Origin of the sequence: Ensifer sp. ENS09 (genome assembly GCF_014852425.1) — a bacterium.
GTDB lineage: Bacteria > Pseudomonadota > Alphaproteobacteria > Rhizobiales > Rhizobiaceae > Ensifer.
This window is the reverse complement of record NZ_JACVBP010000002.1, coordinates 485,743-512,196: the sequence shown is the minus strand read 5'-3', so window position 1 is coordinate 512,196 and position 26,454 is coordinate 485,743. Positions and strand designations below refer to the sequence as shown.

Here is a 26,454-nt window from a genome sequence, read left to right as displayed (position 1 = left end):
CGAGCTACCGAAAATTCTAAACTATTCATATACTACCTCTGCGGTTACGCAATCGCAGGTGGTAGGCGTGAATCGTGGCGGAATCGTGCCGCCACGAACAGGAGCCATCGGCTATCGGCAGTCCCACCCAGCCTACGGATGAATGCCGTAGCCGGCGAGATCGGCCTTCAGTTTTTCCGGGTCGACGAAATGCACCGCGTGCCAACCGGCAAGCCGCGCGGCTTCGACGTTGGGCACGCTGTCGTCGATGAAGAGCGTCGCCGACGGGTTGAGATCGAAGGTCCGCGTGTGCGTCTCATAGATGGCGATATCGGGCTTGATGAGCTTGACGTCGCCCGAAACGGTAACGCCGCGCGGCAAGGTCAGGAAGGGGTAGAGGACCTGTGCCTCGCGGAACGTATCGGAAGCGAAGTTGGTCAGCATCGTCACGTCGCGTCCTTCGGCGATCAGTCGCTCCAGCAGCGACACGGTCTCCACATAGGCGTGCGGCACCATCTCCTGCCAATATTTGCGGAAGGCGCGGATCTGTTCTTCACGCTCGGGGAAGTCCTTGATCAGCAGCGCTTCGGCTTCTTCCCAGGAGCGGCCGCGGTCCTGCTCGATGTTCCAGTCATGGGTGCAGACATTGGCAAAGAACCACTCGCGCTCGGCCTCATCGGGGATGATGCGGCTATAGGGCAGGTTGGGGTCGTAGTGGATCAGCACCTTGCCGATGTCGAAGACGATGTGACGGATCTCGATGCTGCTCATGAACGAATTCCCTGCTTGAATTTTCGGAGTTGGAGCGGGACGGGTGACCCCGTGCCGCGCTAGCGTTCCGCCTTGAAGGCATGCGGGATCGCCTGGGCGATCGCCTTCTTCATCACCGTCGGCAGCGCCTGGGCGCTCAGCGAGTGGACCGGTTCCCACCAGCCGTTGCCCTGCGTTCCGGTGCGCGCGACATTGGCGCGGTAGACCGAGAGACGCAACTCGAAATGCGTGAACACGTGGCTGATGGTGCCGCAATCTTCCCAGGCGGCCGCAAAGGGTTGCGAGGCAAGCGAGGTGTCGCCGTCCTGCCGCGACGTCCAGTCGGTGCCGGGCACTTCGGTCATGCCGCCAAGCAGGCCCGTCTCGGCCCGCTTGCGCAGATAGACCGCGTTGTCGCCGTCGATCGCGACGAAGGCAGCACCGCGCCGAAGCGGCTTGTCCTTCTTCTGTGCCTTGCGCGGAAAGGTTTCCGGGTCTGCTACGGAAAGCGCACGACAGTGGGCGCGGAAGGGACAGAGCGAGCAGGCGGGGCGCTTCGGCGTGCAGATCGTCGCGCCGAGATCCATCATCGCCTGGGCGAAGTCGCCCGGGCGCTCGCCGGGGGTGAGCGCGGCGACGCGGCCCCGCATCTCGGGCTTTGCAGCCGGCAGCGGCGTCTCGATCGCATAGAGGCGCGAGATCACCCGCTCGACATTGCCGTCGAGAACGGCGCTTTTGCGGTTGAAGGCAATTGCCGCAATCGCGGCGGCGGTATAGTCACCGATGCCGGGAAGGGACTTCAGCCCGTCCTCCGTATCGGGAAAACGGCCGCCGTGATCGTTCGCGACGGCCTCGGCGCATTTCTTCAGGTTGCGGGCGCGCGCATAGTAGCCGAGCCCGGCCCATGCCTTCATCACGTCCTCATTGTCGGCCTGCGCCAGATCCTCGACGGTCGGCCACAGCGACAGGAACTTTTCGAAATAGGCCTTTACCGCCTGCACCGTCGTCTGCTGCAGCATCACTTCGGATAGCCAGACGTGATAGGGATTGGCGACGATGCCTCGGCGCGCCATGGGCGGCGAAACCCGCCAGGGCAGGTCGCGATGGTGCCTGTCGTACCATTCCAAAAGCAGGGGTGCGGCGTCCGCCGCCGGTATCGTATCGTGCATGATTTGCCGGAAGTTCCTTTTCCGGCCTATACTTGGCGAAGCGGAGCCGCAGCATCAAGGCTCAATCGACATTGCCTACAGAAAGTCCATACGTGAGCGAGCAGAAGTCCCGGAAGGGCGTTGTCCAGATCAGCGAAGTCGCGAATGGCCTGATCGACCCGGTGCTCGCCAAGCGGGCAGGCATCAACACCATGCTGCTCGGCTCCTGGGATGAAATCGCCGGCGAAGACTTTGCCGATTGCACGCGGCCCGAAAAGATCGCCTGGCCGCGGCGCGCCTCCGAGATCATGGGCGAGGGCGGCCATCAGCCGGGCGTGCTGACGGTTGCCTGCGAGGGCGCGCGCGCCCTGTTTCTGACCCATGCCCAGGGTGAACTGATCCAACGCATCAACGGCTTCTTCGGCTTTTATGCCATCGGCCAGCTGCGCATCGTCCAGAAACCCGTCTCGCAGCAGCCGAAACACCGCGGCAAGCCGAAGCCGCTTTCGGGCGAGCCCGCGCGCCGGCTCGAAACGATGGTCGAAGGCATCGAAAGCGAAGAGCTGAAGGCGGCCTTGCGTCGGCTGGGCACCGCTGTACTCAACCCACGCCGCCGCTAAAGCATGTCGCGCAAAACTCTCCAGCGGTTTGCGGCGACGGCATGCGAAAACCAGAGGCCAAAAGCGCAAGGCGCGGATATCAGGTCGAACTGCGCTTCCGGGCAGCCATCGGTCGGTCACAATTCTTTGAATTCTGTTGACGCCGCGCCACTTGCCGCCCTGCGCGCGGCAAGATATCGAATCCGCACCGCAATTCCCTCCGAACACGGGTCAAATCATGTCCGCTTCCGCAATGAACCTTACCAAGCGCCTGCTCAGCGGTGCCGCCATCGCAACCGTCGCCCTGGTGCTTGCTGCCTGCAGCGACGAAAAGAAGGAAACGGCATCGACCGCCCCGGCCGCAGCCACCGAGACGGCAGCGAAGACCGAAACCAAGCCGGCAACGGATGCAACGACCACCGCATCGACGACCGCGACGCCGGCCACCACCGAAGCCAAGCCTGCTGCCGGCACCGAAGTCGCGCAGACGACCGCCGCGCCCGTCAAGGTCGAGCTTCCTTCGTCGGAGGGTTCCGTCGACGTCGCCAAGCTGATGGAGCCGGGTGCTCTGCCGGAAATGGCGATCGGTGACGCCAACGCGCCGGTGACCATCGTCGAATACATGTCGATGACCTGCCCGCACTGCGCCGCCTTCCACAACAACACCTTCGAAGCGATCAAGACCAAGTATGTCGACAGCGGCAAGGTCCGCTTCGTGCTGCGCGAATTCCCGTTCGACCCGCGCGCTGCGGCCGCCTTCATGCTGGCGCGCTGCGCTCCGGATGGCCAGTACTTCCCAATGATCTCGATGCTCTTCAAGCAGCAGCAGCAGTGGGCCGCAGCCCAGAATGGCCGCGACGCCCTGCTGCAGATGTCCAAACTCGCCGGTTTTACACAGGAGAGCTTCGAGGCCTGCTTGACGAACCAAAAACTTCTGGATGATGTGAACTCTGTTATGCAACGGGGCGCCAAGGAATTCGGGGTTCAGTCGACGCCGACCTTCTTTGTCAATGGCGAGCACTATTCGGGGGACATGTCGGTTGACGTTATGTCGGCCCTCATCGACAGCAAGCTCTGATCCTTCGCTTTTCCTGAAAACGGGCGACGGCAGCAGCCGTGCGCCCGTTTTTCTTGTCTGGGCTGATTGCAAAGGGGGGCACCTCGTAGCCCCGGTGTCCGTCCCATGAAGTTCAACAAGCTTCGCCTGCTCGGCTTCAAGTCCTTCGTCGAACCGACCGAATTCATCATCGAGCGGGGGCTGACCGGCGTCGTCGGACCGAACGGTTGCGGCAAGTCGAACCTCGTCGAAGCGTTGCGCTGGGTGATGGGGGAGAACTCCTACAAGAACATGCGCGCCTCCGGCATGGACGACGTGATCTTTTCCGGATCCGGCAACCGTCCTGCGCGCAACACGGCCGAGGTCGGCCTTTATCTCGACAACAGCGACCGCACGGCGCCCGCCGCCTTCAACGACAGCGACGAGATCCAGGTCAGCCGCCGCATCGAGCGCGAGCAGGGCTCGGTCTACCGGATCAACGGCAAGGAAGCGCGCGCCAAGGACGTGCAGCTTCTTTTCGCCGATGCGTCGACTGGCGCACGCTCGCCGTCCATGGTCGGGCAGGGGCGCATCGGCGAACTGATTGCGGCAAAGCCGCAGGCCCGTCGCCAGCTCCTCGAAGAGGCGGCCGGCATCTCCGGCCTGCATTCGCGCCGCCATGAGGCGGAGCTTCGCCTGCGGGCGGCGGAGACCAATCTCGAGCGCCTCGACGACGTCACCTCGCAGCTCGAAAGCCAGATTGAGAGCCTCAAGCGCCAAGCCCGCCAGGCCAACCGCTTCAAGATGCTTTCGGCCGACATCCGCAAGCACGAGGCAATCCTGTTCCATATTCGCTGGGTGCAAGCCAAGGAGGCGGAGGCCGAGGCGACGAGCCAGCTCAATCAGGTGACGGCGCTGGTTGCGGAAAAGGCACAGCAGCAGATGCAGGCGGCCAAGGACCAGGCGATCGCCAGCCTGAAGCTGCCGGAGCTGCGCGAGAACGAAGCGAAGTTCGCCGCCGCCCTCCAGCGCCTGCAGATCGCCCGTTCGCAGCTCGAAGAAGACGCCGGCCGCATCCTCAGACGCCGCGACGAGTTGCAGCGCCGGCTGGCGCAACTGGCTGAGGACATCGCCCGCGAAGAGCGCCTTGTCGTCGACAATGCCGGCATTCTTTCGCGCCTCGACGAAGAGGAAGCCGAACTCAGCGATATGCTCGCCGAGGCCGACGACCGTGCGACGGAAGCGCGCGAGCGCCTCGAAGAGGCGAACGAAAAACTCGTCGGCAGCGAGGCATTGTTGGCGCGGCTGACGGCCGAACGTGCCGAGGCGCAGGCCGGCCGCAACCAGCTGGAGCGCACGCTGCGCGACCTCTCTGAGCGCCAGGCGCGCCTTGCGCGACAACTTGGCGACCAGTCGCGCGATCTCGACGAACTCGACCGCCAGATGGCAGCCCTTCCTGATCCACACGAAAAGCAGGGCCAGGTCGAGGTCGCAGAAGCTGCGCTGGAAGAAGCCGAAAGCAATGTGATCGCCATTGAAGAGTCGCTCGCCGAGGCGAGGCACATGGAAGTCGAGGCGCGTCAGCCCGTCGATCGGACGCGCGCGACGCTGAACGGCATCGAGACCGAAGCGCGCACCATCCGGCGCATGCTTGAGGCAGTGGCCGGTGGCGCCTATCCCGCCGTCGTCGAGGAGATGAAGGTCGACCGCGGCTTCGAAACAGCCCTCGGCGCCGCACTGGGCGACGACCTCGACTCACCGCTTGAAACCGATGCGCCCGCCCATTGGCGCGAACCGGGGGACCATGCCGGCGACGCCGATTTGCCGGAAGGCGTCAGCCCGCTGATTGCGCATGTGAAGGCGCCTGACACGCTGACCCGTGCCCTGAAGCAGATCGGCATCGTCGCAAGCGAGGCGGAAGCCGAGCGGCTGTTGCCCCTGTTGAAACCCGGCCAGAGCCTTGTCACCAAGCAGGGCTCCGTCTGGCGCTGGGACGGCCACGTGACCGGCTCCGAGGCGCCAAGTGCTGCCGCCTTGCGGCTGGCGCAGAAGAACCGGCTGGCCGAACTGGATGCAGAGGCCGAGGGGGCCGCTGAGGCGCTACGGTTCGCCGAGGCCGAACTTGCCGCCGCTGGTAGCCGGATCCGCGCCGAGGACGAAAGGCTGCGGCTCGCGCGCGACGCGCAACGCATGATCACCCGACAGCTTGCCGAGGCCCGTGACGCGCTTGCTGCGGCCGAACGCGCCTCCGGCGACCTTGCACGCAGGCGAGCGGTGCTTGCCGAATCGCGCAGCCAGATCGAAGCGCAGGTCGAAGAGGTGGCCGAGCAGATCGAGACGGCCAACGACGCGCTGGCGCACGCGCCCGATCTCTCCGAACTGGAACTGAAGCTGCGGACGCAGACGGCCGATGTCGCTGCCGATCGCGCCGCCGCCGCCGAGGCCCGCGCCGCTCATGATGGCCTGGCGCGCGAGAACGAGGCTCGCCAGCGTCGCATTGCCGCGATCGGGGTGGAACGGCAGACCTGGAAGGCCCGTGCCGCCAGCGCCGAGGAACATATCGCCACCCTGCGTGACCGCGAAGCGGAAGCCCGCGACGAGGTGGAAGAGCTGATCGATGCGCCCGACGAGTTCGAGGACAAGCGCCGGGCGCTGATGAACGAGTTGCAGAAGGCGGAAGCGGCGCGGCGCGAAGCGGCCGATCTGCTTGCCGAGGCCGAGAACCGCCAGCGCGAGGCCGACCGTCTGGCCGCAACCGCGCTGTCCGAACTGGCCGAATCGCGCGAAAAGCGCGGCCGCGCCGAGGAGCGCCTGGTCTCCGCCCGTGAACGCCGCGTCGAGATCGAGGCGCGTATTCAGGAAGCGCTCTCCTGCCCGCCGCACGAAGTGATGCGATTGACGGGACTTGCCGTCGACGAGGCGCTGCCCGACATGCGCAATGTCGAGCGCGAGCTCGAACGGCTGAAGATCGAGCGCGAGCGGCTCGGTGCCGTCAACCTGCGCGCCGAAGAGGAGCAGAAGGAGCTTTCGGAAAAGCTCGCCCTGCTGCTGCGAGAGCGCGACGACGTCATCGAGGCGATCCGCAAGCTGAGGAGCGCCATCCAGAACCTGAACCGCGAGGGCCGCGAACGCCTGATCGCCGCATTCGACGTCGTCAACGTGCAGTTCCAGCGGCTGTTCACCCACCTCTTCGGCGGTGGCACCGCCGAGCTGCAACTGATCGAGAGCGACGATCCGCTGGAAGCGGGCCTTGAAATTCTCGCCCGTCCGCCGGGCAAGAAGCCGCAGACGATGACGTTGCTATCGGGCGGCGAGCAGGCGTTGACGGCAATGGCGCTGATCTTCGCCGTGTTCCTCACCAATCCGGCGCCGATCTGCGTGCTCGACGAAGTCGACGCCCCGCTCGACGACCACAATGTCGAGCGCTACTGCAACCTGATGGACGAGATGGCGGCCTCGACAGAGACACGCTTCATCATCATCACCCACAATCCGATCACCATGGCGCGCATGAACCGCCTGTTCGGCGTGACCATGGCCGAGCAAGGCGTCTCGCAGCTCGTCTCTGTCGACCTGCAGACCGCCGAGCGCCTGCGCGAAGTCGTCTGATCGTTCATTCGAACTCGGCGAAGAAACCCGAGACCGGCCGCGATGGATCGCGCGCCTCTCAGGTGTCGACGTAGGCTGACAGGGGAACCTGGTTGGCCCGATAGGCCGCGTAAAGCGTTGCCGCCCCTGCCTTTTCCGGCGGCCGCCTGAACCATCTGCCGAAGCTGACGGCAGCGCCCGTTGTCCATCTCCACCCTTCGGCACCGCCGTTTTCGTTCGAAAGCCCGAGCCATGGCCCGACCCGTCGGTGCTCGCCGCCTTCGAACGAACTGCTGAAGAACCGGTCATCGGTATTCACGAGCGAGGCGACGAAGGTGTTTTCATCGCTGGAATCGATCGTCGCAAGGTGACCGCCGCAGCGCTCGGCGATCGCTTTTGCTTCCTGCCAGCCGATCTGCTGCCCGTCATAGGCCGCTGCATAGAGGTGGCCGGCAAAGGTTACATAGGTCAGTGGCAGAGGCGAAAGACACCGCACCATGGCGATCACCGGTTCGTCCTCCAGTCCCTCGAGATCGGTGGCGTCATAGCGCCGTGCGCTGGCGGCCGAAAGAATGTCCTGGTCGATGCGGGCAAAGGTGAGGCCCAGGCTTGCTCCGGTCTCCTGGTCGAGAAATCCGGATTGCTTCAGCTCGCGGGCCGCCTGAAACGCCGTGACCGCCCTGCGTGTCTGGCCACCGAAGGCGCCGTCCGTCGCACCCGTGTCGAAACCCTTGCTCTGCAGGGCCAGCTGCGCGGTCGCGCGCTTGTCCTTGCTGTCGAGCATCTTCTGTTCCTGGGCGATCGCCGCCAGCGATGATTTGAAGTCGTCGCTTTTGCCGAGCCGCTGAATGGACTGGCGTGCCGCGTCGGCATAGTTGCTCTCGCCATGTTTGGCGATGAAGCGCTTCCAGGTCCTGGCCGTGTCCACGCGCATCGCCTTGTTGAAGTCGAGCGCAGCGATATCGACATTGTCTGCTTTTAAGGGTTGGGGCGCTTCAGCCGTGGCGCTGCCGTCGTGGTAAAATTCCAGATCGAGCGAGGAGAGGATCTGTGGCGACTGTTTGCCGCCCGTCGGTTCCGTCGGCCGCCACCCGTCCGGGCGCCGCGGCGAAGGCAACGAGCGTGCCGGCGCCCTGCGTCTCGATCGGTGCCAGTCCTCTGGTGGCGCCGCCGCGGCTTGTGCCCGCCACGCCGCGGTTGAGCCTGTCTGCGAGCGGATTGTTGCGGCAGGCGTCAAGGAAGATCAGGGAGATTTTCGCGCGTTGTTCCAGCGCGTTCATGATCTCCGAAAGCGGCATGGTTTCGGCCGGAACGTCAAACTCGCTTTCGAGCCGCGCATCGGTGCCAACGAGGAAGTTCTCGCCGCGCAACTGCATGCCGTGACCGGCATAGTAGAACAAGGCGACATCGTTGGGACCAAGCCTGCGGGAGAAGCGCGCGAGCGCCTCGGCAAGACTGCGACGGTTGATATTGAGCACCAGATCGGTCTCAAAGCTCTGCCCTTTAAGAAAAGCATCGAAGGCTTCGGCGTCACGCACGGCATTCGGCAAGGTTCCAGCGAGCACGTAGTTGCTCATGCCGATGACGAGCGCCAGCCGCTTGCCGTTTCCTTCGGCAAAGGCATTGCCGCTTGCGAGCGGAACCGAAAGGGCAAGGAACAGCAGCATCACACGCCATTTCATGAGCGGCCCTCCGAATTGCGCTCCGTTCAACGGCGCGGCTGCGCCTGAACTTAGTTCACTCGAATTCAAGAATGAGACCGGCTGTTCCATCGGTCGGCCCCATGTCGTCCCAGGTGTCGACATAGAGGGACTTGGTGTCGGACCGGCCATTGCGATGGGCGTAGTACATGCCGATGTCGTCGCCCTTCTTGTCTTCGTTCGGCATGTCCTGAAACCATTTCGTGTAGGTCATCGGAGCGCCGTTATCCCAGTGCCAACCGCCCTTCGGCTCCTTGCCCTGCGGGTCCTGTGTCAGGCCGATCCATGGCCCCATCTTGTAGCTGACGTTTCCTCTCGGGTCGTATCCGGTCTCAAAGAAGCTCGGGTCGGAATTGAAAAGCGATGCGACGAACGCGTTTTCTTCCGGAGATGAAATCGAGGCGAGGTGGGCGCCGCAACCGCCGGCAATTCCCCGCGCATAGACGGCCAGGATCGTACCCGTGTGAACGGCGACATAGAGGTGCCCTCCGAACACGCCGTAGACGGTCTCGAAGTGGCGCAGGCAGGTCAGCGCCCGCAGGACGGTCTGATCGGTTTCCAGCCCCTCGAGGTTGGCGACGTCGTATCGTCGGGCTTTCGTCGCGCTGTAGATGCCTTCGGCACGGGCGTTGACATTTATGCCGAGGGCGGCCGCCGTGTTCTCGGTGATGAAGCCGCTCGCCGGCTGCTGGTTGGTGCTCTGGAAGCGTTTGATCGCGTCCCTGGTCTGTCCGCCGAAGACGCCATCGGCCGCACCTGCTGCAAATCCCCGTGAGGCAAGCGCCAGCTGAATGTCTCGTCGTTGGTCCTTGCCCGGCAAGAGCTGCGCTTCGACGGCTTGCGGCAGATGCGCCTCGTTGCGCATGGCCGCCGGTTCGATCTGGGCCAGCGCCTGCCGTCCGAGGTCGGCATATTCACCGGTACGGTGCTTTTCGACGAAGAAGTGCCAGATGCGTGCCGTCCCGATCTTCAGCGCTTTCTTGAAGTCCTTCTCCGCTTCGAGCGTTTCGGGGTCGATGGCTGGCACGGTGAGTGCCGGCTGGACCGTCGCGGTCTGTGGCACGGTCGTCTGGACCGCAGGCGTCTGCACCACGGGGGTCGGCGGCGTTACGGTTTCGGGCCCGAAATAGAACTCCAGTGATAGCGATGACAGTATCTGCGGCTGCTGCTTGCCCTGCGTCTCCTTGCGCACGTCGCGCACGACCCGCTTGAAGGCGGTGCCGACTTCGAGACCGGCGCCGGAGAGATTGGCGATCAGCGCCCGGGTAAAGGGCGAATGCCCGTCGGTGCCGTCGGCGGCGACCTGTCCCGGGGCTGCGGCAAAGGCGACGAGCGTGCCGCCGCCCTGTGTTTCGATCGGCGCCAGTCCTCTCGTCGCCGCACCGCGGGTCGCGCCCTCGACTTCGCGCGTCAGCCGCTCGGCGAGCGGATTGTTGCGGCAGGCATCAAGAAAGACCATCGAGATGCGGGCGCGCTTTTCCATCGCGCCGATGATCTCGGACAGCGCCACGGTCTCGGCCGGCACGTCGAATTCGCTTTCGAGCTTGGCATCGGTGCCGACAAGGAAGTTCTCGCCGTGCAACTGCATGCCGTGACCGGCGTAGTAAAACAGGGCGGTATCGTCAGGACCGATCTTGCGCGAAAACTCTGAGAGCGCACCGGCAAGGCCGCGGCGATCGGCGTTGAGCACCAGGTTCGTTTCGAACCCTTGGCCCTTCAGGAATGCGTCGAAGGCTTCCGCATCGCGGGCGGCATTGGGCAAGGTTCCAGCGAGCACGTAATTGCTCATGCCGACGACGAGCGCCAGCCGCTTGCCGTTTTCCTCGGCAAAGGCGTTTCCCATGGTGAAAAGGACCATGAGCGCCGAAAGCAGCCAGGTTGTCAGATCTGCACGCCACCTCATGACCGACCCTCCGAGCCATCGAGACGGAAACGGATTGCCATGACGGGATATTCCTGGATGCACCCCCATCGCGCATCTGTATATTAGATAATTGTTATGTTTCGGGCAATGTCGGATCGGCTGGCGTTGCGCAGCCTCTTCAGGAATTTCGGCTGCAATTTAAAGCCACCGACACGTTTTGTGAGAAGTGAAGCGCGATGTGTAGCAATGTTACAGAAAATGATGCGCTGCAGCATAAATCTTCGCCGGGTGCATTTTCAGCCTGAAGCATATACTGTAAATCGTCATTAAAGACTGTTTCTGGGTGGAGAGCAGGCATGACGAAATGGGTTTACACCTTCGGTGGGGGCAAGGCCGAGGGACGTGCGGGTGATCGTGAACGCTTGGGTGGCAAGGGTGCCAACCTTGCCGAAATGTGCAATCTCGGGCTGCCGGTTCCGCCGGGCCTGACGATCATCACCGATGCCTGCAACAGCTTCTTCGACAATGAAAGGCAGATGCCGGATGGCCTGCGCGACCAGGTGCGCGAGGGGATCAGCCGGATGGAAGAGGTGACCGGCCGCGTCTTCGGCGACACCGCCCGGCCGCTGCTGCTTTCGGTTCGCTCGGGCGCACGCGCGTCCATGCCCGGCATGATGGACACGGTTCTCAACCTCGGTCTCAACGATCAGTCGGTGCATGCGCTCGGTCACGACGCCGGCGACGCGCGCTTTGCCTGGGACAGCTATCGCCGCTTCATCCAGATGTATGGCGACGTCGTCATGGGCGTCGACCACGACGTTTTCGAGGAAATCCTCGAGGACGAGAAGGCGCGTCTCGGGCATGAGCAGGATACCGAGCTTTCGGCTGTCGAGTGGCAGAGCGTCATCGCCCGCTACAAGGAAGCGATCGAGGAAGCGCTCGACGAACCCTTTCCGCAGGACCCGGAAGTGCAGCTCTGGGGCGCGATCGGCGCCGTGTTTTCGAGCTGGATGAACCCGCGGGCGATCACCTATCGCCACCTGCACGCCATCCCCGCCGCCTGGGGCACCGCCGTCAACGTCCAGGCGATGGTCTTCGGAAATCTCGGTAATTCCTCGGCGACCGGCGTTGCCTTCACCCGCAACCCGTCGACCGGGGAGAACGAGCTTTATGGCGAGTTTCTGGTCAACGCGCAGGGCGAGGACGTCGTTGCCGGCATTCGCACGCCGCAGAATATCACTGAAGCCGCGCGCATCGGTTCCGGTTCCGACAAGCCGTCGCTGGAAAAGCTGATGCCGGAGGCCTTCGCCGAGTTTCGCTCGATCTGCGATACGCTGGAGCGCCACTATCGCGACATGCAGGATCTCGAATTCACCATCGAGCGCGGCACGCTCTGGATGCTGCAGACGCGCTCCGGCAAGCGCACCGCCAAGGCGGCGCTGAAGGTTGCGGTCGACATGGCGGAGGAGGGACTGATCTCCGAACAGGAGGCCGTCGCCCGCATCGATCCCGCCTCGCTCGACCAGCTGCTGCACCCGACCATCGATCCGCATGCACGCCGCGACATCATCGGCTCGGGCCTTCCGGCCTCGCCGGGGGCTGCGACGGGTGAGATCGTCTTTACCTCGGAGGAGGCGGTGCAGGCCGACAAGGAAGGCCGCAAGGTCATCCTCGTCCGTGTCGAGACCAGCCCTGAAGACATCCACGGCATGCATGCCGCCGAGGGCATTCTGACGACCCGCGGCGGCATGACCAGCCACGCCGCCGTCGTTGCCCGCGGCATGGGCACCCCTTGCGTTTCGGGCGCCGGCAGCATTCGTGTCGACCTTCGCAACGAAACGCTGACCGCCGGCGGCGTAACGCTCAGGAAGGGCGACATCATCACCATCGACGGCTCGTCCGGCCAGGTGTTGAAGGGCGCGATCGCCATGTTGCAGCCGGAACTTTCCGGCGACTTCGGCAAGATCATGGCCTGGGCGGACGCGACGCGCCGCATGACGGTCAGAACCAATGCCGAAACGCCGGCGGATGCACGCGCCGCACGCTCCTTCGGTGCCGAAGGCATCGGCCTCTGCCGCACGGAACACATGTTCTTCGAGGACGACCGTATCAACGTCATGCGCGAGATGATCCTCGCCGACGACGAAGACGGTCGCCGTGCGGCGCTCGCCAAGCTCCTGCCGATGCAGCGCTCGGATTTCGCCGAACTGTTCTCGATCATGCACGGCCTGCCGGTGACGATTCGCCTGCTCGACCCGCCGCTGCACGAGTTCCTGCCGAAGACCGACGAGGAGATCGCCGACGTTGCCGGCGCGCTCTCGCTCGATGCGTCGGAACTGCGCCAGCGTGTCGACGAACTGCACGAATTCAACCCGATGCTCGGCCATCGCGGCTGCCGGTTGGCGATTTCCTATCCGGAGATCGCCGAGATGCAGGCGCGAGCCATCTTCGAAGCGGCTGTCGAAGCGGCGCACGAGACCGGAGCGGCCGTCGTTCCCGAAATCATGGTGCCGCTCGTCGGCCTCAAGGCAGAGCTCGATTACGTCAAGGCGCGCATCGATGCGGTCGCCAAGGAGGTGATCGGCGAAGCCGGTATCGGCATCGACTATCTGGTCGGAACGATGATCGAATTGCCGCGCGCAGCCCTGCGCGCCGGTGTGATTGCCGAAGCCGCCGACTTCTTCTCCTTCGGCACCAACGACCTGACGCAGACGACTTTCGGTATCTCCCGCGACGACGCCTCGCAGTTCCTGGCGACCTACCAACAGAAGGGCATCATCGAGCAGGACCCCTTCGTCTCGCTCGATTTCGATGGCGTCGGCGAACTGATCCAGATCGCCGCCGAGCGTGGTCGTCGCACCAAGAACGGCCTGAAACTCGGCATCTGCGGCGAACACGGCGGCGACCCGGCCTCGATCCGCTTCTGCGAAGACGCCGGCCTCGACTACGTCTCCTGTTCACCCTTCCGCGTGCCGATCGCCCGGCTCGCAGCAGCCCAGGCTGCCATCAACGGCAAGGGGTGAAGGCGCTCTCCGCCTGTTGCTGTGATGCAACGGGCGGACGCTGTATTGTCGGTGAGCTGAATTCCTGGTTGCAGGCAGCGCGCGGATGATGCATCAGCATCTCGCTCGCGCTGTATCGGCACGAGCGATTATTGGTCATGCATGGGCATGATGTTTCTTCAGAACGGGAGCGGAAAATGATGCAGTGCGTTTCCACACGCCCCTTGGGGCTTCGCGGCTAATCAGCGTTGATGCGCTGAAAGAGCCCGTTCCGCCGACAACTGTACGCGCGTCCTGAAAGGTACGAAGCCTGCGGTGTGTCGGCCGTTTGACCCTGTTCTGGATTATTTTCATGGGCAATCATTGTTCCGGGGACTTCGTCCCCGAAGTCGGTGATGGTGCGCGCAAGGCGGCCATCACGCATTTTTTCACTGCCGGCAGCTGGATCGAAGGCACGGCAGTACAACAGCTGGAGGAGACCGCCGGTCTCCCCGGCATGATCTCGGTCGCAGGTTTTCCGGACCTGCACCCGGGCAAGTATGGCCCCGTCGGTATGGTGGCGTTTTCGCAACGGCTCTATCCGCAGTTGATCGGCAACGACATCGGCTGTGGCATGTCGTTCTTCGAACTTTCCCTGCCACTGCGCAAGTTCAAGGTCGACAAGGCGGCCGAACAACTGCGCGGGCTGGAGCAGATTGATCTCGGCGACATGGCGGCCCGGCTTGCGGAGCACGATCTTTCGCCTGACATGTGCCCGCAGTCGCTCGGCACGATCGGTGGCGGCAACCATTTTTGCGAGCTGCAGGCCGTGGACGACGTGTTCGAGGAGGGCGTCGCTGATCGGCAGAAGCTCTATCTGCTGGTTCATTCCGGTTCTCGGTCGGCGGGTGCAGACCTTTTCGGTCTGACGCTCGGCGGCGAGGAACGCTTCCAAGACGGCCTGGCTGCCGACGCTGCTGCGGCCGTCGAATGGCTCGCCAGGAGCGGGGAATGCGTTCGATGGGCGTCGCTCAACCGGCAAATGGTTGCCGAGCGAGCGGCCCGGGTGCTTCGTGCCGATCTGTCACTCGTCTCCGATGTTCCGCACAACCTGGTGCGGGCTACGACGTCCGGCTTCCTGCACTACAAGGGTGCGGCCGCCGTTGGAGAAGGTGTCGTTGCTCCGGTCGCAGGGTCGCGGGCGACGCGAAGCTATCTGGTGCGGGCGCTGGCCGGTGCGGAGCGATCGCACTGGGCCATCTCTCACGGTGCGGGACGCAAATACGACCGCAAGGCCATGCACGGTCGCGTCGGTAGTACGCGTTCCGAGCGCGACGCCTTGCGGGTCAACCCCTGGGGTGGCGTCGCGATCTGCGAAGATCGCAACCTTTTGATCGAGGAAGCCGCAGGCGCCTACAAGGATGCGGCGAAGGTCATCGCCGACCTTGCGGCGTTTGGGCTCGTGCAACCGATCGCGGCGATGAAACCGCTCGTCACCTACAAGAACGCCCAGCCGCAGGAGCGGGTGCGCGCAAAGGCGAAGTGGGAGCGGACGACGATCAGGAGGATGCGCCATGGCTGAGGTGACACTGTTCTTGACCTCCGGCAACGGCCCGGTGGAATGCCGCATCGCCGTTGCTGCGCTGATCGAGATTCTCAACAGGGAAGCGACGGGCCATGGCTGCAGCTTCGACCTGGCGCTTGGCGGACAGCCGGATGCCTTCGGCCCGAAATCAGCTGTTGTAACGATGGCAGGCAGCCGATGCGAGGATGTGGCGAGGGACTTTTGCGGAACCATCCGCTTCGTCTTCAAAAGTCCTGTCCGCAAAGGGCACCAGAGGCAGAATTGGTTCGTTGGTGTGCAGCAGGTGGACCTTTCGGCTGGCAGCGTTGCCACGTCGATCGATCCGACAGACCTGCGGTTCGAAACCATGCGGGCGGGCGGGCCGGGAGGTCAGCACCAAAACACCACCGACAGCGCCGTGCGTGCAACGCATTTGCCCACCGGGGTTACCGTCGTTTGTCGGGAGGACCGGTCGCAGCATCGCAACAAAGCGGCGGCCATACGAAGGCTTCAGGCGATACTTGACCTCATCGCCGTCGGGCGTGAGAAGCAGGAGAAAACCGCCTTGTTCATGGCCAGCAAGGAGCTGGAGCGTGGCAACGCGGTGAAGACTTTCCGACTGTAAGTTTCGCTCACGCCCCCAGGCCACAATTAGCGGCAACGGGTAACAAGCCAAGAGCCAGCGCCGCCCAAGCGGCGTTGGCTCGGCCGTGATCGCCTCATTTGGCCTGGACGATCACCGGGCGCGAGACGATGACGGGGCGGTCCCAGCCCCACATCATCATGTCGTTCTGATAGCGGAAGGCGCGCGATTCCGCGCGGCGGTCGAGTTCGATCCGCTGCAGGCAGGTGGCAAACGCATCGGTGCCGCGGCGGAAGCCGTAGGATGCGCAGGTGTTGCCGTCGGCGATGCGCCTTTCCTCCGGCGTCATCGTCTGGCACGCCGTCAGAAGAAGTGCAGCTGCGATAAGGATGGACAATCGGGTCATCATGGTTCTCGCGCCTCCTGGGCACAACCGGGTCGTGTGAAGCCGTAGCGGTGTGCGTCTCGCCGTGAGCAATCGAGCGGCACGGCGCCAAAGCCTCGAATCACAATCAATATAGGGACTTGTATCGAGATTCGAAACGAGTGGCGGCGATTCTGTGTCGAGTTCGCGGTTGTACGCGAAACGGCGTCACCGACCGGTTGTTGCCCTGTAAGGTGGGCCTATCGGAAGAGTGTGGGAAAAGATCTCTGCGCGGCGGCCTGGTCGTGCTTCCGCCGCCTGCGAAAAGACTTCCCGGCAGCTCGCGAGCGCGCCGGGCCTGAAGGGGGATCCAATTTACCCTGTGCGGGCAGTCGCGTTACATGCGTTCGAGCACGCCGACAAAGGACTCTGCAAAGCGCTCGAGGTCGCGCGTGCTGTCGCTCGGATGTTCGATACGGACGGCCCGGCCCTGTTCGTCGAGGCAGGCAAACAGGATCGAAGCATCGCCTCCCACGTCAGCCATACGGAGCACGGCAATGCTCCGGCAGTCTTCGATCAGATCGCAGGCGGGTAGGGCAAAGAGAAACTCGCCGCCGGCGTTGTCCGCGACCGTGCGGACGAAGCTGGTGAAATCGGCATTGTTGCCGGAAAAACCATCGAGGGAGAGTTCGAGCTCAAGGAGCCCCATGGGGATGCCGCCGTCTCCGGCCGGAAGGGCAGAGGGGGTGGCGATGGCCACGGCTGCTTGCGATGCGCCCATTGTCGGTTCTCCGTCGATTGCCGAGCGCCCTCGTTTGATGCCGCGCGCCGGCCATTGCCTCCGATTGAAACGCCGCGTGCCCTTCGAATCCCGGGCGCACAGGCACATTCCCATGTGTTGATAGGTGGTTAACGAGAATGGCGATTTTGCGGCGAAGCATAAGGGAGGCCCAGCGCGCGGTGTCGGACTGCCGCATTGCCTGTTTCCTCGGCACGGGGCATGGTCTAAGAATGCGGTCTGTATCGCGGCAGGGAATTGATTCAACTACATGATGGTCCGGTATGAGCGCCCCTATTCCTTTGCCGCCCATTGGGCGCGCCGCTTCGCCCGTGTCTCCTTCCTGCTCTTTGTGTTCTCGCTGCTGGCGCATCGCTTCGGACCGCTGACGACGCCGCATTTCCTCGCCCTTATCGGTCTCGCCGGCATCTTTGCCCTCTTAGGCGTGCTGTTCGCCGTCGTCGGGCTGGCGCGCCTGTGGCAGGTTGCGGCGATCGGTGGTCTGGCGTCTGCCGCAGCCCTTGTCTATGCCGCGCCGGCGCTCGGCTTCATCGGCTATGGCGTTGTCCAGTATCTGACCCGCCCGGAGATCTACGACGTCAGCACGGATACCGTGACGCCGCCGCCGTGGCTCAAGGTGCCGCAGGCGGAGGAGAGCTGGCTGAAGCGCAAGGCGGCGGTAACGCCTCAGGACCGCGAAGCGCAGATCCTCGCCTATCCGGCCCTGACCGGCCGGCGCTATGACGGCGCGCTCGACCGCGTCTATCAGGGGGTGCGCAACGTCATCGAACAGAACCGCGTCGGCATCACCGAGGAGCTTGGGGTCGAGAATGCCCGCGCCGATCTGGAGGATCTCGCAGTGCGGCCGAATGCGGGCGCGGACACGAACGCCGAGCCGGAAAACGTACCCATTCCGGCGGCGCGTCCGGAGATGGCTCTCGAAGGCGCGATTGCCGGCCGCCGCGCCAGCGATGTCGTGCTGCAGGGCGAATGGCGCACGCTGATTGCCGGCTTCCGCTTCGATGTGTTGATCCGGCTGCGCGAAGAGGCGGAGACCACCTTCGTCGACCTGCGGGTCGCCTCGCGCTACGGGCCTCATGATCTCGGCATGGGCGCCGCCTTCGCCGATCAGTTCCTGCGCGGGCTCGATGCCGAGTTGCTGGGCATTGCCGGCGACTGACCGGCGAAAGCCCGTCAGAAAACATCATTCTTTTGCGAAGGCTTCGCGACCTCTAAGTCGTCCGTCGGCTCGCCCGCTGGTCGTACCCAGCCGCGATAACGCACGATCAGGCCGGTCAACGGGCTTTCGACCTCCACGTGGAAATGAAACAGGCCGTCGCGATCTTCCTCGAAAGTCCGGCCACCGGGCGCAAACAGCAGAGGGAGCGGAAGGCCGAGGAAGGACCAGGCGCGCACCGAGAGGTGCAGGCGGTTTTCCCTGGCTCCAGCGCGCAGAGGACGCGGAACGGTCCGAAATCTTCCGCGAGCAGTTCCTCGTTCCGCCGTTTGGCCCCTTGTTGCGAACTGCGCAGGACTTTCCCGCCGAAACGTCGGGTCCAGACTTCCAGACCCTTGCCGCATGCGAAGTGGATTTCGACCGGAACGTCCGCGCCGGCGCGGGGAAAGCCAAGGATTGAGGCGACAAGTCGCGCTCCTATCGAGCCGCCGCGCTCGATGACCGCGCGCCCGCGAAAGGTGGCATGCCCCTCTGGCCGGCCATGCAGGGCGCGGATCGATGCGGGCACGTCGTCCCACCGCCGGCCGAGGATCTGGCGGTAGAGGCTTTGTTCCTGGGCCATGTCTTCCGTCGTCATGCGATGAAGCGTCCGCGCTCCTCGCGGGTCGGCACCATGCAGGTCTGGCGGCGGCCGGCGATGCGGTAGCGGTTTCTCGCCACGAGATCATAGAGCGGATCGCGAAGGGCAGCGGGCAGGATGCGGAAAATGTTGGCGAGCGACCACGGCAGGCCCAGCCGCGCAAGCGTGCGGATCGACCCGTCGGACTTGAAACGGGCGACGCCGTCCTCGATCAGCATGTTGCTCTCGAAGCGGACGGTATCGAGCCCGTAGTGCCGGTAGAGCGCCTGGCCAAGCGGCGACTGGGCGGTGAGGTAGCGATATTGCGCATGCCGGTCATGGCGAAGCAGGAAGCGCACCCAGCCGGAACAGAAGATGCATTCGCCGTCGAAGACGATTACCGGCTTGTCGTCTGCAAAGGCGGGCACGGAAGCATCGTTGCGATAGCTGTAAGCCTCGCGCCGCATGATCAGCCGGCTCCGCCGGGCGCCAGCCGGTAGGCGCCGAGAAGCGAGGGCGGACCATCGGTCTCGATCCGCCCCTGCTCGATCAGGTCTTCGAGATGGGCGAGCACCGAAAGTGCCGCCGCCCCATGCAGCCGCACGTCGGTGGAAGCATAGATGACCTTGACCATGTCGGGGATATGGCTGTCACCGGCGCGGATGCGTTCGAGCACGGCGCGCTCGCGCATCTTGCGGTGGGCGCGCAGGCCCCGCAGGAAAGAGGCAGGCTCGCTTACCGGTCCGCCGTGGCCGGGGAGGTAGAGACGTTCGTCGCGGGAAAGCAGCTTTTCGAGCGAGGCCATGTAGTCCGCCATGGCCCCATCCGGCGGCGCGACGATCGTCGTCGCCCAGGCCATGACATGGTCGGCGGAAAAGAGAATACCGGTGCCATCGAGCGCGAAGGCCATGTGGTTGGCCGTATGGCCGGGCGTGGCAAGCCCCGTCAGGCTCCAGCCGTCACCCTCGATACGCCCGCCGTCGGCAAGCACGAGATCGGGGACGAATTCCATATCCGAACTCTCGGCGAAGGGATTGCTCTCGCCCGCATGCAAGGGACGGGCGGAGCGGTGTGGGCCTTCGCCGACGATCACCGCACCTGTGGCAGCCTTCAACCGGCGCGCCAGCGGCGAGTGGTCGCGATGCGTGTGGCTGACGGCAATATGGGTGACCTCGCGGCCGGCGAGCGCCGTCATCAGCGCCTGGAAATGTGCCTCCTCATCGGGACCGGGATCGATGACGGCAACGGAGCGCTTGCCGACGATGTAGCTGTTGGTGCCGTGAAAGGTGAAAGGACCGGGATTGTTGACGGTGACGCGCTGCACGTCGTCGGCGACTGTCACGGCCTCGCCATGGGCCGGCTTGAAATCGAGATCGAAATCCGGGCCCTGCATGCGTTTCTTCCTGGATTTCACTTGTATTCGATCTCGATGAACGACATCGGCTCTTTGCCGGCATTGACGACGTTGTGAGCCATGCCCGCCTCACGGCGGTAGGCGGCACCCTTGGCGATATCGACCCGCCGGCTGCCCGCCTCTTCCTCGAGCAGGAACTGGCAGTCGGTCATCGGCACCACCACATAGCCGAGCCCGTGCACATGGTGACCGGTGTCGGCGCCGGGCTCGAAATCCCAACGGGTGATCCTGACGACCGTGTCGTCGACGAGTACGGTTGGAACGGCAGGGGGGCGGGCGCGAAACTGGCTCATGAAATTCTCCATCTGCCGGGACAATAGGAGGTGCGGTCAGCGAAGGGAAGGGTACATCCGGTACCCGCGGCGAGCGCCCTTCGGCGTCGTCGCCAACAAATCCGCCGAAAATTCAACTTAGTGCCAACTTAGTGATTGTGACGAGCGGCGAGCTTTGATAATCAGGCGCTCGATTTGGCGGACGTATCGTCCCGTCAATCCGTTGGGGCGTCGCCAAGCGGTAAGGCACCGGTTTTTGGTACCGGCATTCCCAGGTTCGAATCCTGGCGCCCCAGCCACATTTTTCCAGGCAGTTGATCCATTGGGCGGGCGATCGCGCGCGCCGGATTTGCATGCACTCTTGTCAAGTCATCTTGCAACTGACACGCTAGTTTCGTTGATTCCAACATGTGTGAGGGAGAAGATGGCTCACAAATTCGAAATCTACAAAGACAAGGCTGGCGAGTTCCGTGTTCGCTTCAAGTACAACAGCGAAGTGATGTTCTCGACCGAGGGCTACAAGACCAAGGCCAGCGCGCAGAACGCCATCGACTCGATCAAGAAGAACGGTCCCGACGCGCCCGTCGAGGACAACAGCGCCGGCTGAGTTCGACGCAATCCCCTAGAAAAAACCCGCCGATTTTCACCGGCGGGTTTTTTGTTTGTTGGCTTAGCCTGCGGTTGCCGCCGCCTTGGTCTGGGCCGGTGCGCCGAGGAACTCTTCACACCAGCTCGGGCCCTCGGCGCGCTTGCGGTCGCCGGCAATGTGGATCGAGCGGATGACGTAGTCGGACGAGACGGTCAGCTGCACGGCGCAGCTCAGATATTCGGTGCGCGCCGAGGAAATGCGCTTGCCGCGCTTGCCGTCCTTGGTGGTTTCGTACTGCGCCGGGATTTTGCGGGTCTTGTAGCCGCCCTTCCAGCTATAGACCGTGGAGCTGCCGCTTTCGACGTCGGAGATCGGCGGACCGTATTGGGCGAAGAAGCCGCCGGCCGGCTGGCCGAGCCAGCGGGCCTCGACCGCGTTCCTGGAAATCCCCGTTCCGGTCGTCGTGCAGCCGGCGAGCACGAGCGCGAGGCCCGCCACCGTCATCATGCGGAAGTTCATGTTTCTGCCCCTTTGGCTCTCGTTCTGAAATAGGCATGGCGCGCAAACCCGTGTCCCCTGGTTTTCCGCGCTTTCCGTTGAGCCTCTAGCGCCAAAAGAGACGAAAGGAAATGCACGCAACGGCTCCTGTTGCCGGAAATTATGAAGCGTTGCAGAAAGTCCCTATCGCGCGGTCTGCCGGGCGCTGTCGGCGCAGACAAGGGCCATTCTCCGCCTCCGTTTTCCACCGTCACAAATTTTTTGAGAAAGGCGCAATGTTTTTCGAGATAGGCGCTTGTGAAATCAAAATGCCTGTTCTATAGAGGCGCCGCTGGTCACGGAGTGTAGCGCAGTCTGGTAGCGCACCACGTTCGGGACGTGGGGGTCGCAAGTTCGAATCTTGCCACTCCGACCAGCCAAATCAATTGCTTAGTCGATCTTTCCCGAAATATACGCCAGTGCGCGGATCGACTGCAGGCCGCTTCAATCACCACCGTTGGAACGTATTCGCCGTTTGTGTCGCGTGTTTCTGTGGTTTTGGACGCAAGGGCAGATTGCGTCCTTTTTTCATCGGCAAGCGCCGGCTGGCCAACCAAAACGGCCTTGCACGGTTTGCTTCAGTCAGTTGAAAAGGCTTGAAACGCTTTGCTCGCGGGCGGTGCGGGCGAGGGCCTCGCCCAGAAGCGGCGCAACGGTGATCCGGCGGATATTGGCGGTCTCGCGCTGCGCATCGGTGTCCTGAATGGAATCAGTCAGCACCAGTTCCTTGAGGTTGCTGGCACCAATGCGCCCGCAGGCTCCCCTGGAGAGCACGCCATGGGTGATGTATGCCGAGACCTCTCGTGCACCCGCCTCCAGCAATGCGTCAGCCGCATTGATCAAGGTCCCGCCGCTATCGATGATGTCGTCGATCAAAAGGCAGGTCTTCCCGGAGACGTCACCAATGATGTTCATGACCTCCGACACGCCGGCGCGGGGGCGCCTCTTGTCGACGATCGCAAGATCGGTGCCAATGCGCTTGGCGATGCCGCGCGCCCGTGCCACGCCGCCCACATCTGGCGAAACGACCATGAGATTTCCGACGTCGTAGCGCTCCTTGATATCGCGCGTCATCACCGGCGCCGAATAAAGGTTGTCGGTCGGTATATCGAAAAAGCCCTGAATCTGATCCGTGTGCAGGTCCAGCGTCATAACCCGGTTGACACCCGCACCGGCGATCATGTTGGCGACCAGCTTGGCTGAAATCGGCGTGCGGCCAGTGGCCCGGCGGTCCTGGCGGGCATAGCCGAAGTAGGGGATGACGGCGGTGATCCGGCGCGCAGACGAACGGCGCAGCGTATCCGTCAGGATCAGGAGTTCCATGAGGTTGGCGTCGGCGGGCGTGCTCGTCGACTGGAGGATATAGACGTCCTCGCCGCGCACGTTCTCGTGGAGCTGAACGTTGACTTCCTGGTCGGCGAAGCGCTCGACCGTACAGTCCGTGAGGGGAAGATTGAGGTATCTGGCAATGGCTTCGGCAAGGGCGCGGTTGGAGTTACCGGTCACCAGCTTCATGAGCGCAATCCTGTGTCAGGGAGCCTTCGAGCCAGCTTTAGAGCCTCACTGACGGATTCACAACCAGCGCGGCACATTTTTGTGATGCACCCGGTTTGGGTTGACGGTGAAGGCTCTTCCCGTTGCTGCAGTTCGGTGCCGTTCGTCGCCCCTTCCAAGCCGTTGGTCGAATAGAGGTGTATTTGCAGCCGGGTCACTCTGTTGGTCCAGCGGCGAAGTCTCTAGCGTTCCGCCATTCGATGCTGACGACGAGGAACGGACATGTCGATCAAACACCTATCCATTGCGGCGGTTCTGCTGGTGGCCGGCCATTCGGTGGCGGCGGCGCAGAGCTGCGAGAAGAATTTCAAGGCAAACGGCGTGCCGCTGGTGACGCCGGTCTTCTACAAGACCTGGCAGGAATTCCCGAAGCTGAAGCCCGAGACCGCCCTGCAGCGAATGGCGCGGGGCGTCGCGGCGGAAGGCTTTTCCGGGATCGAGATCAACAAGGCACTCGGAACGATCGAAGCTTACCAGGATACGGCAGGCTCCGGGCGGCTGCAGACATTGCGAGTCGTCGCCCGCAAGCGCGGTTCAGGCACGCGGGTTGATGCGATGTTTGATATTCAGGTGGGGCAGGTGGCCACCAAGCAGGTGGTGCAGGAAGGGCTTTGCAACATCATCCGGTCCGCGACCGAATAGGTGCCGCGCGCAGGTCTTCTACACGATCTGCGCGAGATTCTGCGGACAAACAACTATTATCTGCTCTGCCCACTTGACGCGGAAGCATGGTGTGCGAAGTCATTCGCCATGAAGAGAAGCACACCAGTGCATCCGCGTGTTTTCGGGTAAGAGATGACCTATTAATTTCATTGATACTTCCGTCGCATATTGCGCGACACCATGAGCGTGGCCCTCGCTTGGCGAGGGTCACGCCATTTCAAATGAAAGCAATCAAAGCATCTACCGGTATGTCCGGTCGAGCGAGATCTTGCTTTTGGCCTGGACACTGCATGCGGCCCTGTGGCTGCGCGTTGCATTGCTGAAATTGACTTTAAATGATTGTTGCATGCTCGATCGACAGGCGCTTCGCGGAACTCGCGGGTGTCATGCTTTACTCGCTCGAAAAGAACGGTGGCATTCCAGATGCGCAGGTCTTTATCCTGGGTGACGGGCTGCGGGCGTCCGACAAGGAAATGCTGCAAGCCTGCGCGAAACGGAAGCTGTGCTTCATCGATGTCGAAGGCGACATTCTCTCAAAAATCTCAGGCCTGAAGACGACGAGCTACTGGAGCCGCGCTACCTACGCACGATTGTATCTGCCGGAATTGCTAGCCGACCGACACGACCGTCTGCTCTACCTGGATGCTGACACGCTGATCAAAAAGAGCCTGGCACCACTGGCGGATCTGTCGTTTGAGGGCAGGGCCGTTGCAGCCGTTCCCTATGATGACCCGACGCGTTTCAATCCGTCGCTCGGCCGAGAGGCGAACACACCCTACTTCAACGCGGGAGTCCTGCTGGTCGATATCGACGCCTGGAACGCGCAGGACTACACGGCTCGCATTGCCAGGCTGCTTCAGGCGCGTTCGTTCGATTTCTTGGATCAGGACGTACTGAACCTTACGACCGAAGGGAACTTCGTTCATCTTCCCGGCCACTGGAATGCGCAGAAGGGATGGGAAGACTTTTCCCAAGCTTCCATTGTGCACTTCACGCACGCCAAGCCGAACACGAAAGAATGCGAGCACCCGGAGAAGGCGACGTTTCTGGAGTACCGGAAACAAACGCCCTGGCGTTCGGCGCGACTTATCACGAATCGCGACCGGCGCATTCGCACGCTGCTGCTATCGATCAGAAAGAAGTGGCAGTGGCTCTCGGCGTTTGCTCGGTGACGGCACACGAGCAGCGCCGCTAGCGATGCGGCCGGTCAGCCCTGCTTTTCGAGCGCCTTCAGCGCAGTTTGGGCAACGGCCTGCGCCTGCAGCATCGAGGTGAAATTGCCCTGTGCGGGGTAGGTGACGCCGCGATGCTTGATGACGAAGCACCATTTGCCGTTCTGGCGCTTTTCCACCGTCACGCTCGTCTCCGGCTGGTTCGTCATCGTCGTCTCCCTCAAGATCCGGTGCTTTCGCTCTGCTTGATCTGCCTGATATCCCCAGGACGTGGTCGCTGTCCATATGCGTCGCATTTATGTCGGTTGCTCCGGTTTCATCGACACAAAGTTGCGGCAGGCGGCGTTTTTTTGTTCGAAGCGTGTTGAAGCCGCCCGCGTGCGGGCCTAGACAGCGGCCATCACGCAAGGAGTAAGGTTTTGAAGGCCGTTGCATCGTTTTCCCAGTTTGTCGGACGCACATTCGCGCTCTGGGTCATTGTTTTCGCCATTCTCGGGTTCGTCTTCCCGGATATTTTCAAGCAGGTCACGCCCTATATCGTCACCCTGCTCGGCATCATCATGTTCGGCATGGGTCTGACCATTTCGCTCGACGACTTCAAGGAAGTCGCCAAGCGTCCGTTTGAGGTCGGTATCGGCGTGGTCTCGCAGTTCCTCATCATGCCGCTGCTCGCGGTTCTGCTGACGGCCGTCATCCCGATGCCGCCGGAGGTGGCTGCCGGCGTGATCCTCGTCGGTTGCTGCCCGGGCGGCACCTCGAGCAATGTCATGACCTATCTTTCCAAGGGCGATGTCGCACTGTCGGTCGCCTGCACCAGCGTCACCACGCTGCTTGCGCCGATCGTCACGCCGTTCCTCGTCTGGACCTTTGCGAGCCAATATCTGCCTGTCGATGCGACCGCGATGTTCATGAGCATCGTCAAGGTGGTGTTGCTGCCGCTGGCGCTGGGCTTTTTCCTGCAGAAGCTTTTGCCGGGTCTGGTCAAGGCGGCGGTGCCTGCGCTGCCGCTCGTCAGCGTCGCCGGCATCGTCTTGATCGTTGCGGCCGTCGTCGGCGCCAGCAAGGGCGCGATCGCCAGCTCCGGGCTGCTGATCTTCGCCGTTGTCGTCCTGCACAATGGCCTCGGCTATCTGCTGGGCTTCTTCGCCGCCAAGGCGGCCGGTCTGTCGCTTGCCAAGCGCAAGGCGATCGCCATTGAGGTTGGCATGCAGAACAGTGGCCTCGGCGCGGCCCTCGCCAATACCTATTTTTCGCCGGTGGCAGCGGTGCCGAGCGCGATCTTCAGCGTATGGCACAACATTTCCGGTGCGCTCCTTGCCAATTATTTCGCAAGCCGCACGGAAGACGAAACGACCGAGCCGGTGGTCAGCACTCGCTGACTGGGCGTTGGAGACGTGACAGCAGGAGAGGGCCCGCAGCGGCCCTCTTTTGTTTGGCCTACCGCACCTGACGGTCAGGCGGACTGTCCCACGACGTTCGGAAACGGTGAAACAGCCCTGTCGATCCTCATGATCGATGCGCCA

The 26,454-nt window shown here is 63.1% G+C and carries 24 protein-coding genes, 2 tRNA genes and 1 pseudogene; 13 read left to right on the top strand and 14 right to left on the bottom strand.

Features of this window, described 5'->3' with window-relative positions:
- Nucleotides 1–132: 132 nt before the first annotated feature.
- Both IB267_RS10690 and mutY read right to left on the bottom strand, forming a co-directional pair.
- Complete coding sequence (locus IB267_RS10690) at nucleotides 133–750, bottom strand: HAD family phosphatase (RefSeq protein ID WP_192447565.1); 618 nt, start codon at nucleotides 748–750, stop codon at nucleotides 133–135.
- A 59-nt stretch (nucleotides 751–809) separates the two neighbouring features.
- Nucleotides 810–1,898: an A/G-specific adenine glycosylase gene (mutY, locus tag IB267_RS10685; RefSeq protein WP_210335825.1), complete on the bottom strand. Its 1,089-nt coding sequence runs from the start codon at nucleotides 1,896–1,898 to the stop codon at nucleotides 810–812.
- Nucleotides 1,899–1,990: 92 nt separating this feature from the next.
- Between mutY and IB267_RS10680 the strand changes: the two genes are divergently transcribed.
- The 3 genes from IB267_RS10680 to IB267_RS10670 all read left to right on the top strand — a co-directional run bounded on the left by IB267_RS10680 (nucleotide 1,991) and on the right by IB267_RS10670 (nucleotide 7,121).
- Complete coding sequence (locus IB267_RS10680) at nucleotides 1,991–2,497, top strand: DUF721 domain-containing protein (RefSeq protein ID WP_043619908.1); 507 nt, start codon at nucleotides 1,991–1,993, stop codon at nucleotides 2,495–2,497.
- 217 nt (nucleotides 2,498–2,714) lie between these two features.
- Nucleotides 2,715–3,554: a DsbA family protein gene (locus tag IB267_RS10675; protein ID WP_192447564.1), complete on the top strand. Its 840-nt coding sequence runs from the start codon at nucleotides 2,715–2,717 to the stop codon at nucleotides 3,552–3,554.
- A 105-nt stretch (nucleotides 3,555–3,659) separates the two neighbouring features.
- Nucleotides 3,660–7,121, top strand: a complete 3,462-nt coding sequence (locus IB267_RS10670; protein WP_192447563.1) for a chromosome segregation SMC family protein — start codon at nucleotides 3,660–3,662, stop codon at nucleotides 7,119–7,121.
- 58 nt (nucleotides 7,122–7,179) lie between these two features.
- Here the strand turns inward: IB267_RS10670 and IB267_RS10665 are convergent, their stop codons facing one another.
- The 3 genes from IB267_RS10665 to IB267_RS10655 all read right to left on the bottom strand — a co-directional run bounded on the left by IB267_RS10665 (nucleotide 7,180) and on the right by IB267_RS10655 (nucleotide 10,703).
- Nucleotides 7,180–8,028: a peptidoglycan-binding protein gene (locus IB267_RS10665; protein WP_192447562.1), complete on the bottom strand. Its 849-nt coding sequence runs from the start codon at nucleotides 8,026–8,028 to the stop codon at nucleotides 7,180–7,182.
- 67 nt (nucleotides 8,029–8,095) lie between these two features.
- Complete coding sequence (locus tag IB267_RS10660; RefSeq protein ID WP_192447561.1) at nucleotides 8,096–8,782, bottom strand: caspase family protein; 687 nt, start codon at nucleotides 8,780–8,782, stop codon at nucleotides 8,096–8,098.
- Between the two features lie 55 nt (nucleotides 8,783–8,837).
- On the bottom strand, nucleotides 8,838–10,703 hold the full coding sequence (locus IB267_RS10655; protein ID WP_192447560.1) for a caspase family protein: 1,866 nt from the start codon (nucleotides 10,701–10,703) through the stop codon (nucleotides 8,838–8,840).
- A 317-nt stretch (nucleotides 10,704–11,020) separates the two neighbouring features.
- Here IB267_RS10655 and ppdK point away from each other — a divergent pair, with 317 nt between their 5' ends.
- The 3 genes from ppdK to prfH all read left to right on the top strand — a co-directional run bounded on the left by ppdK (nucleotide 11,021) and on the right by prfH (nucleotide 15,834).
- Entirely contained in the window at nucleotides 11,021–13,687 is a 2,667-nt protein-coding gene (ppdK, locus tag IB267_RS10650; protein ID WP_192447559.1) for a pyruvate, phosphate dikinase, read from the top strand.
- A 331-nt stretch (nucleotides 13,688–14,018) separates the two neighbouring features.
- Nucleotides 14,019–15,227, top strand: coding sequence for an RNA ligase RtcB family protein (locus tag IB267_RS10645; RefSeq protein ID WP_192447558.1), 1,209 nt, complete (start codon nucleotides 14,019–14,021; stop codon nucleotides 15,225–15,227).
- Nucleotides 15,220–15,834: a peptide chain release factor H gene (prfH, locus tag IB267_RS10640; RefSeq protein WP_192447557.1), complete on the top strand. Its 615-nt coding sequence runs from the start codon at nucleotides 15,220–15,222 to the stop codon at nucleotides 15,832–15,834. The genes IB267_RS10645 and prfH overlap by 8 nt, the downstream gene beginning before the upstream one ends.
- Before the next feature lie 94 nt (nucleotides 15,835–15,928).
- On the opposite strand, the gene IB267_RS10635 is transcribed toward prfH, so the two are convergent.
- Together IB267_RS10635 and IB267_RS10630 are read right to left on the bottom strand one after the other, a co-directional pair.
- Nucleotides 15,929–16,201, bottom strand: a complete 273-nt coding sequence (locus tag IB267_RS10635; RefSeq protein ID WP_043616716.1) for a hypothetical protein — start codon at nucleotides 16,199–16,201, stop codon at nucleotides 15,929–15,931.
- Between the two features lie 352 nt (nucleotides 16,202–16,553).
- The gene (locus tag IB267_RS10630; protein WP_043616720.1) at nucleotides 16,554–16,937 is read right to left on the bottom strand and encodes a hypothetical protein; all 384 of its coding nucleotides are present in this window, start codon (nucleotides 16,935–16,937) and stop codon (nucleotides 16,554–16,556) included.
- Nucleotides 16,938–17,205: 268 nt separating this feature from the next.
- Between IB267_RS10630 and IB267_RS10625 the strand changes: the two genes are divergently transcribed.
- A complete protein-coding gene (locus IB267_RS10625; RefSeq protein WP_192447556.1) occupies nucleotides 17,206–18,114 on the top strand; it encodes a DUF1499 domain-containing protein in 909 nt (302 codons plus the stop codon).
- A gap of 14 nt (nucleotides 18,115–18,128) precedes the next feature.
- Here IB267_RS10625 and IB267_RS10620 read toward each other — a convergent pair.
- The 4 genes and pseudogenes from IB267_RS10620 to IB267_RS10605 all read right to left on the bottom strand — a co-directional run bounded on the left by IB267_RS10620 (nucleotide 18,129) and on the right by IB267_RS10605 (nucleotide 20,437).
- Nucleotides 18,129–18,733, bottom strand: a pseudogene (locus tag IB267_RS10620) (DUF4166 domain-containing protein).
- Nucleotides 18,734–18,744: 11 nt separating this feature from the next.
- Nucleotides 18,745–19,197: a thiol-disulfide oxidoreductase DCC family protein gene (locus IB267_RS10615; RefSeq protein ID WP_192447554.1), complete on the bottom strand. Its 453-nt coding sequence runs from the start codon at nucleotides 19,195–19,197 to the stop codon at nucleotides 18,745–18,747.
- A 2-nt stretch (nucleotides 19,198–19,199) separates the two neighbouring features.
- On the bottom strand, nucleotides 19,200–20,123 hold the full coding sequence (locus IB267_RS10610) for an MBL fold metallo-hydrolase (RefSeq protein ID WP_192447553.1): 924 nt from the start codon (nucleotides 20,121–20,123) through the stop codon (nucleotides 19,200–19,202).
- A 17-nt stretch (nucleotides 20,124–20,140) separates the two neighbouring features.
- Nucleotides 20,141–20,437 carry a cupin domain-containing protein gene (locus IB267_RS10605; RefSeq protein WP_034801330.1) on the bottom strand — a complete coding sequence of 99 codons (297 nt, stop codon included), beginning with the start codon at nucleotides 20,435–20,437 and terminating at the stop codon, nucleotides 20,141–20,143.
- 203 nt (nucleotides 20,438–20,640) lie between these two features.
- On the opposite strand from IB267_RS10605, the gene IB267_RS10600 reads away from it, so the two are divergent.
- Nucleotides 20,641–20,715: transfer RNA gene (locus tag IB267_RS10600), tRNA-Gln, on the top strand.
- A gap of 125 nt (nucleotides 20,716–20,840) precedes the next feature.
- A complete protein-coding gene (locus IB267_RS10595; protein ID WP_034801332.1) occupies nucleotides 20,841–21,023 on the top strand; it encodes a YegP family protein in 183 nt (60 codons plus the stop codon).
- A 63-nt stretch (nucleotides 21,024–21,086) separates the two neighbouring features.
- Here IB267_RS10595 and IB267_RS10590 read toward each other — a convergent pair whose 3' ends face one another.
- The gene (locus tag IB267_RS10590) at nucleotides 21,087–21,524 is read right to left on the bottom strand and encodes a hypothetical protein (RefSeq protein WP_192447552.1); all 438 of its coding nucleotides are present in this window, start codon (nucleotides 21,522–21,524) and stop codon (nucleotides 21,087–21,089) included.
- Between the two features lie 317 nt (nucleotides 21,525–21,841).
- Here IB267_RS10590 and IB267_RS10585 point away from each other — a divergent pair.
- Nucleotides 21,842–21,918, top strand: a tRNA-Pro gene (locus tag IB267_RS10585).
- A 206-nt stretch (nucleotides 21,919–22,124) separates the two neighbouring features.
- Here IB267_RS10585 and IB267_RS10580 read toward each other — a convergent pair.
- Entirely contained in the window at nucleotides 22,125–23,057 is a 933-nt protein-coding gene (locus IB267_RS10580) for a ribose-phosphate pyrophosphokinase (RefSeq protein WP_210335823.1), read from the bottom strand.
- A gap of 267 nt (nucleotides 23,058–23,324) precedes the next feature.
- On the opposite strand from IB267_RS10580, the gene IB267_RS10575 reads away from it, so the two are divergent.
- Both IB267_RS10575 and IB267_RS10570 read left to right on the top strand, forming a co-directional pair.
- Entirely contained in the window at nucleotides 23,325–23,738 is a 414-nt protein-coding gene (locus IB267_RS10575; RefSeq protein ID WP_043616768.1) for a hypothetical protein, read from the top strand.
- A 356-nt stretch (nucleotides 23,739–24,094) separates the two neighbouring features.
- Entirely contained in the window at nucleotides 24,095–24,931 is an 837-nt protein-coding gene (locus tag IB267_RS10570) for a glycosyltransferase family 8 protein (protein ID WP_192447551.1), read from the top strand.
- 35 nt (nucleotides 24,932–24,966) lie between these two features.
- Here IB267_RS10570 and IB267_RS10565 read toward each other — a convergent pair whose 3' ends face one another.
- Nucleotides 24,967–25,140: a hypothetical protein gene (locus IB267_RS10565; protein WP_192447550.1), complete on the bottom strand. Its 174-nt coding sequence runs from the start codon at nucleotides 25,138–25,140 to the stop codon at nucleotides 24,967–24,969.
- A gap of 210 nt (nucleotides 25,141–25,350) precedes the next feature.
- Between IB267_RS10565 and IB267_RS10560 the strand changes: the two genes are divergently transcribed.
- Nucleotides 25,351–26,310, top strand: a complete 960-nt coding sequence (locus IB267_RS10560) for a bile acid:sodium symporter family protein (protein ID WP_192447549.1) — start codon at nucleotides 25,351–25,353, stop codon at nucleotides 26,308–26,310.
- Nucleotides 26,311–26,454 lie beyond the last annotated feature (144 nt).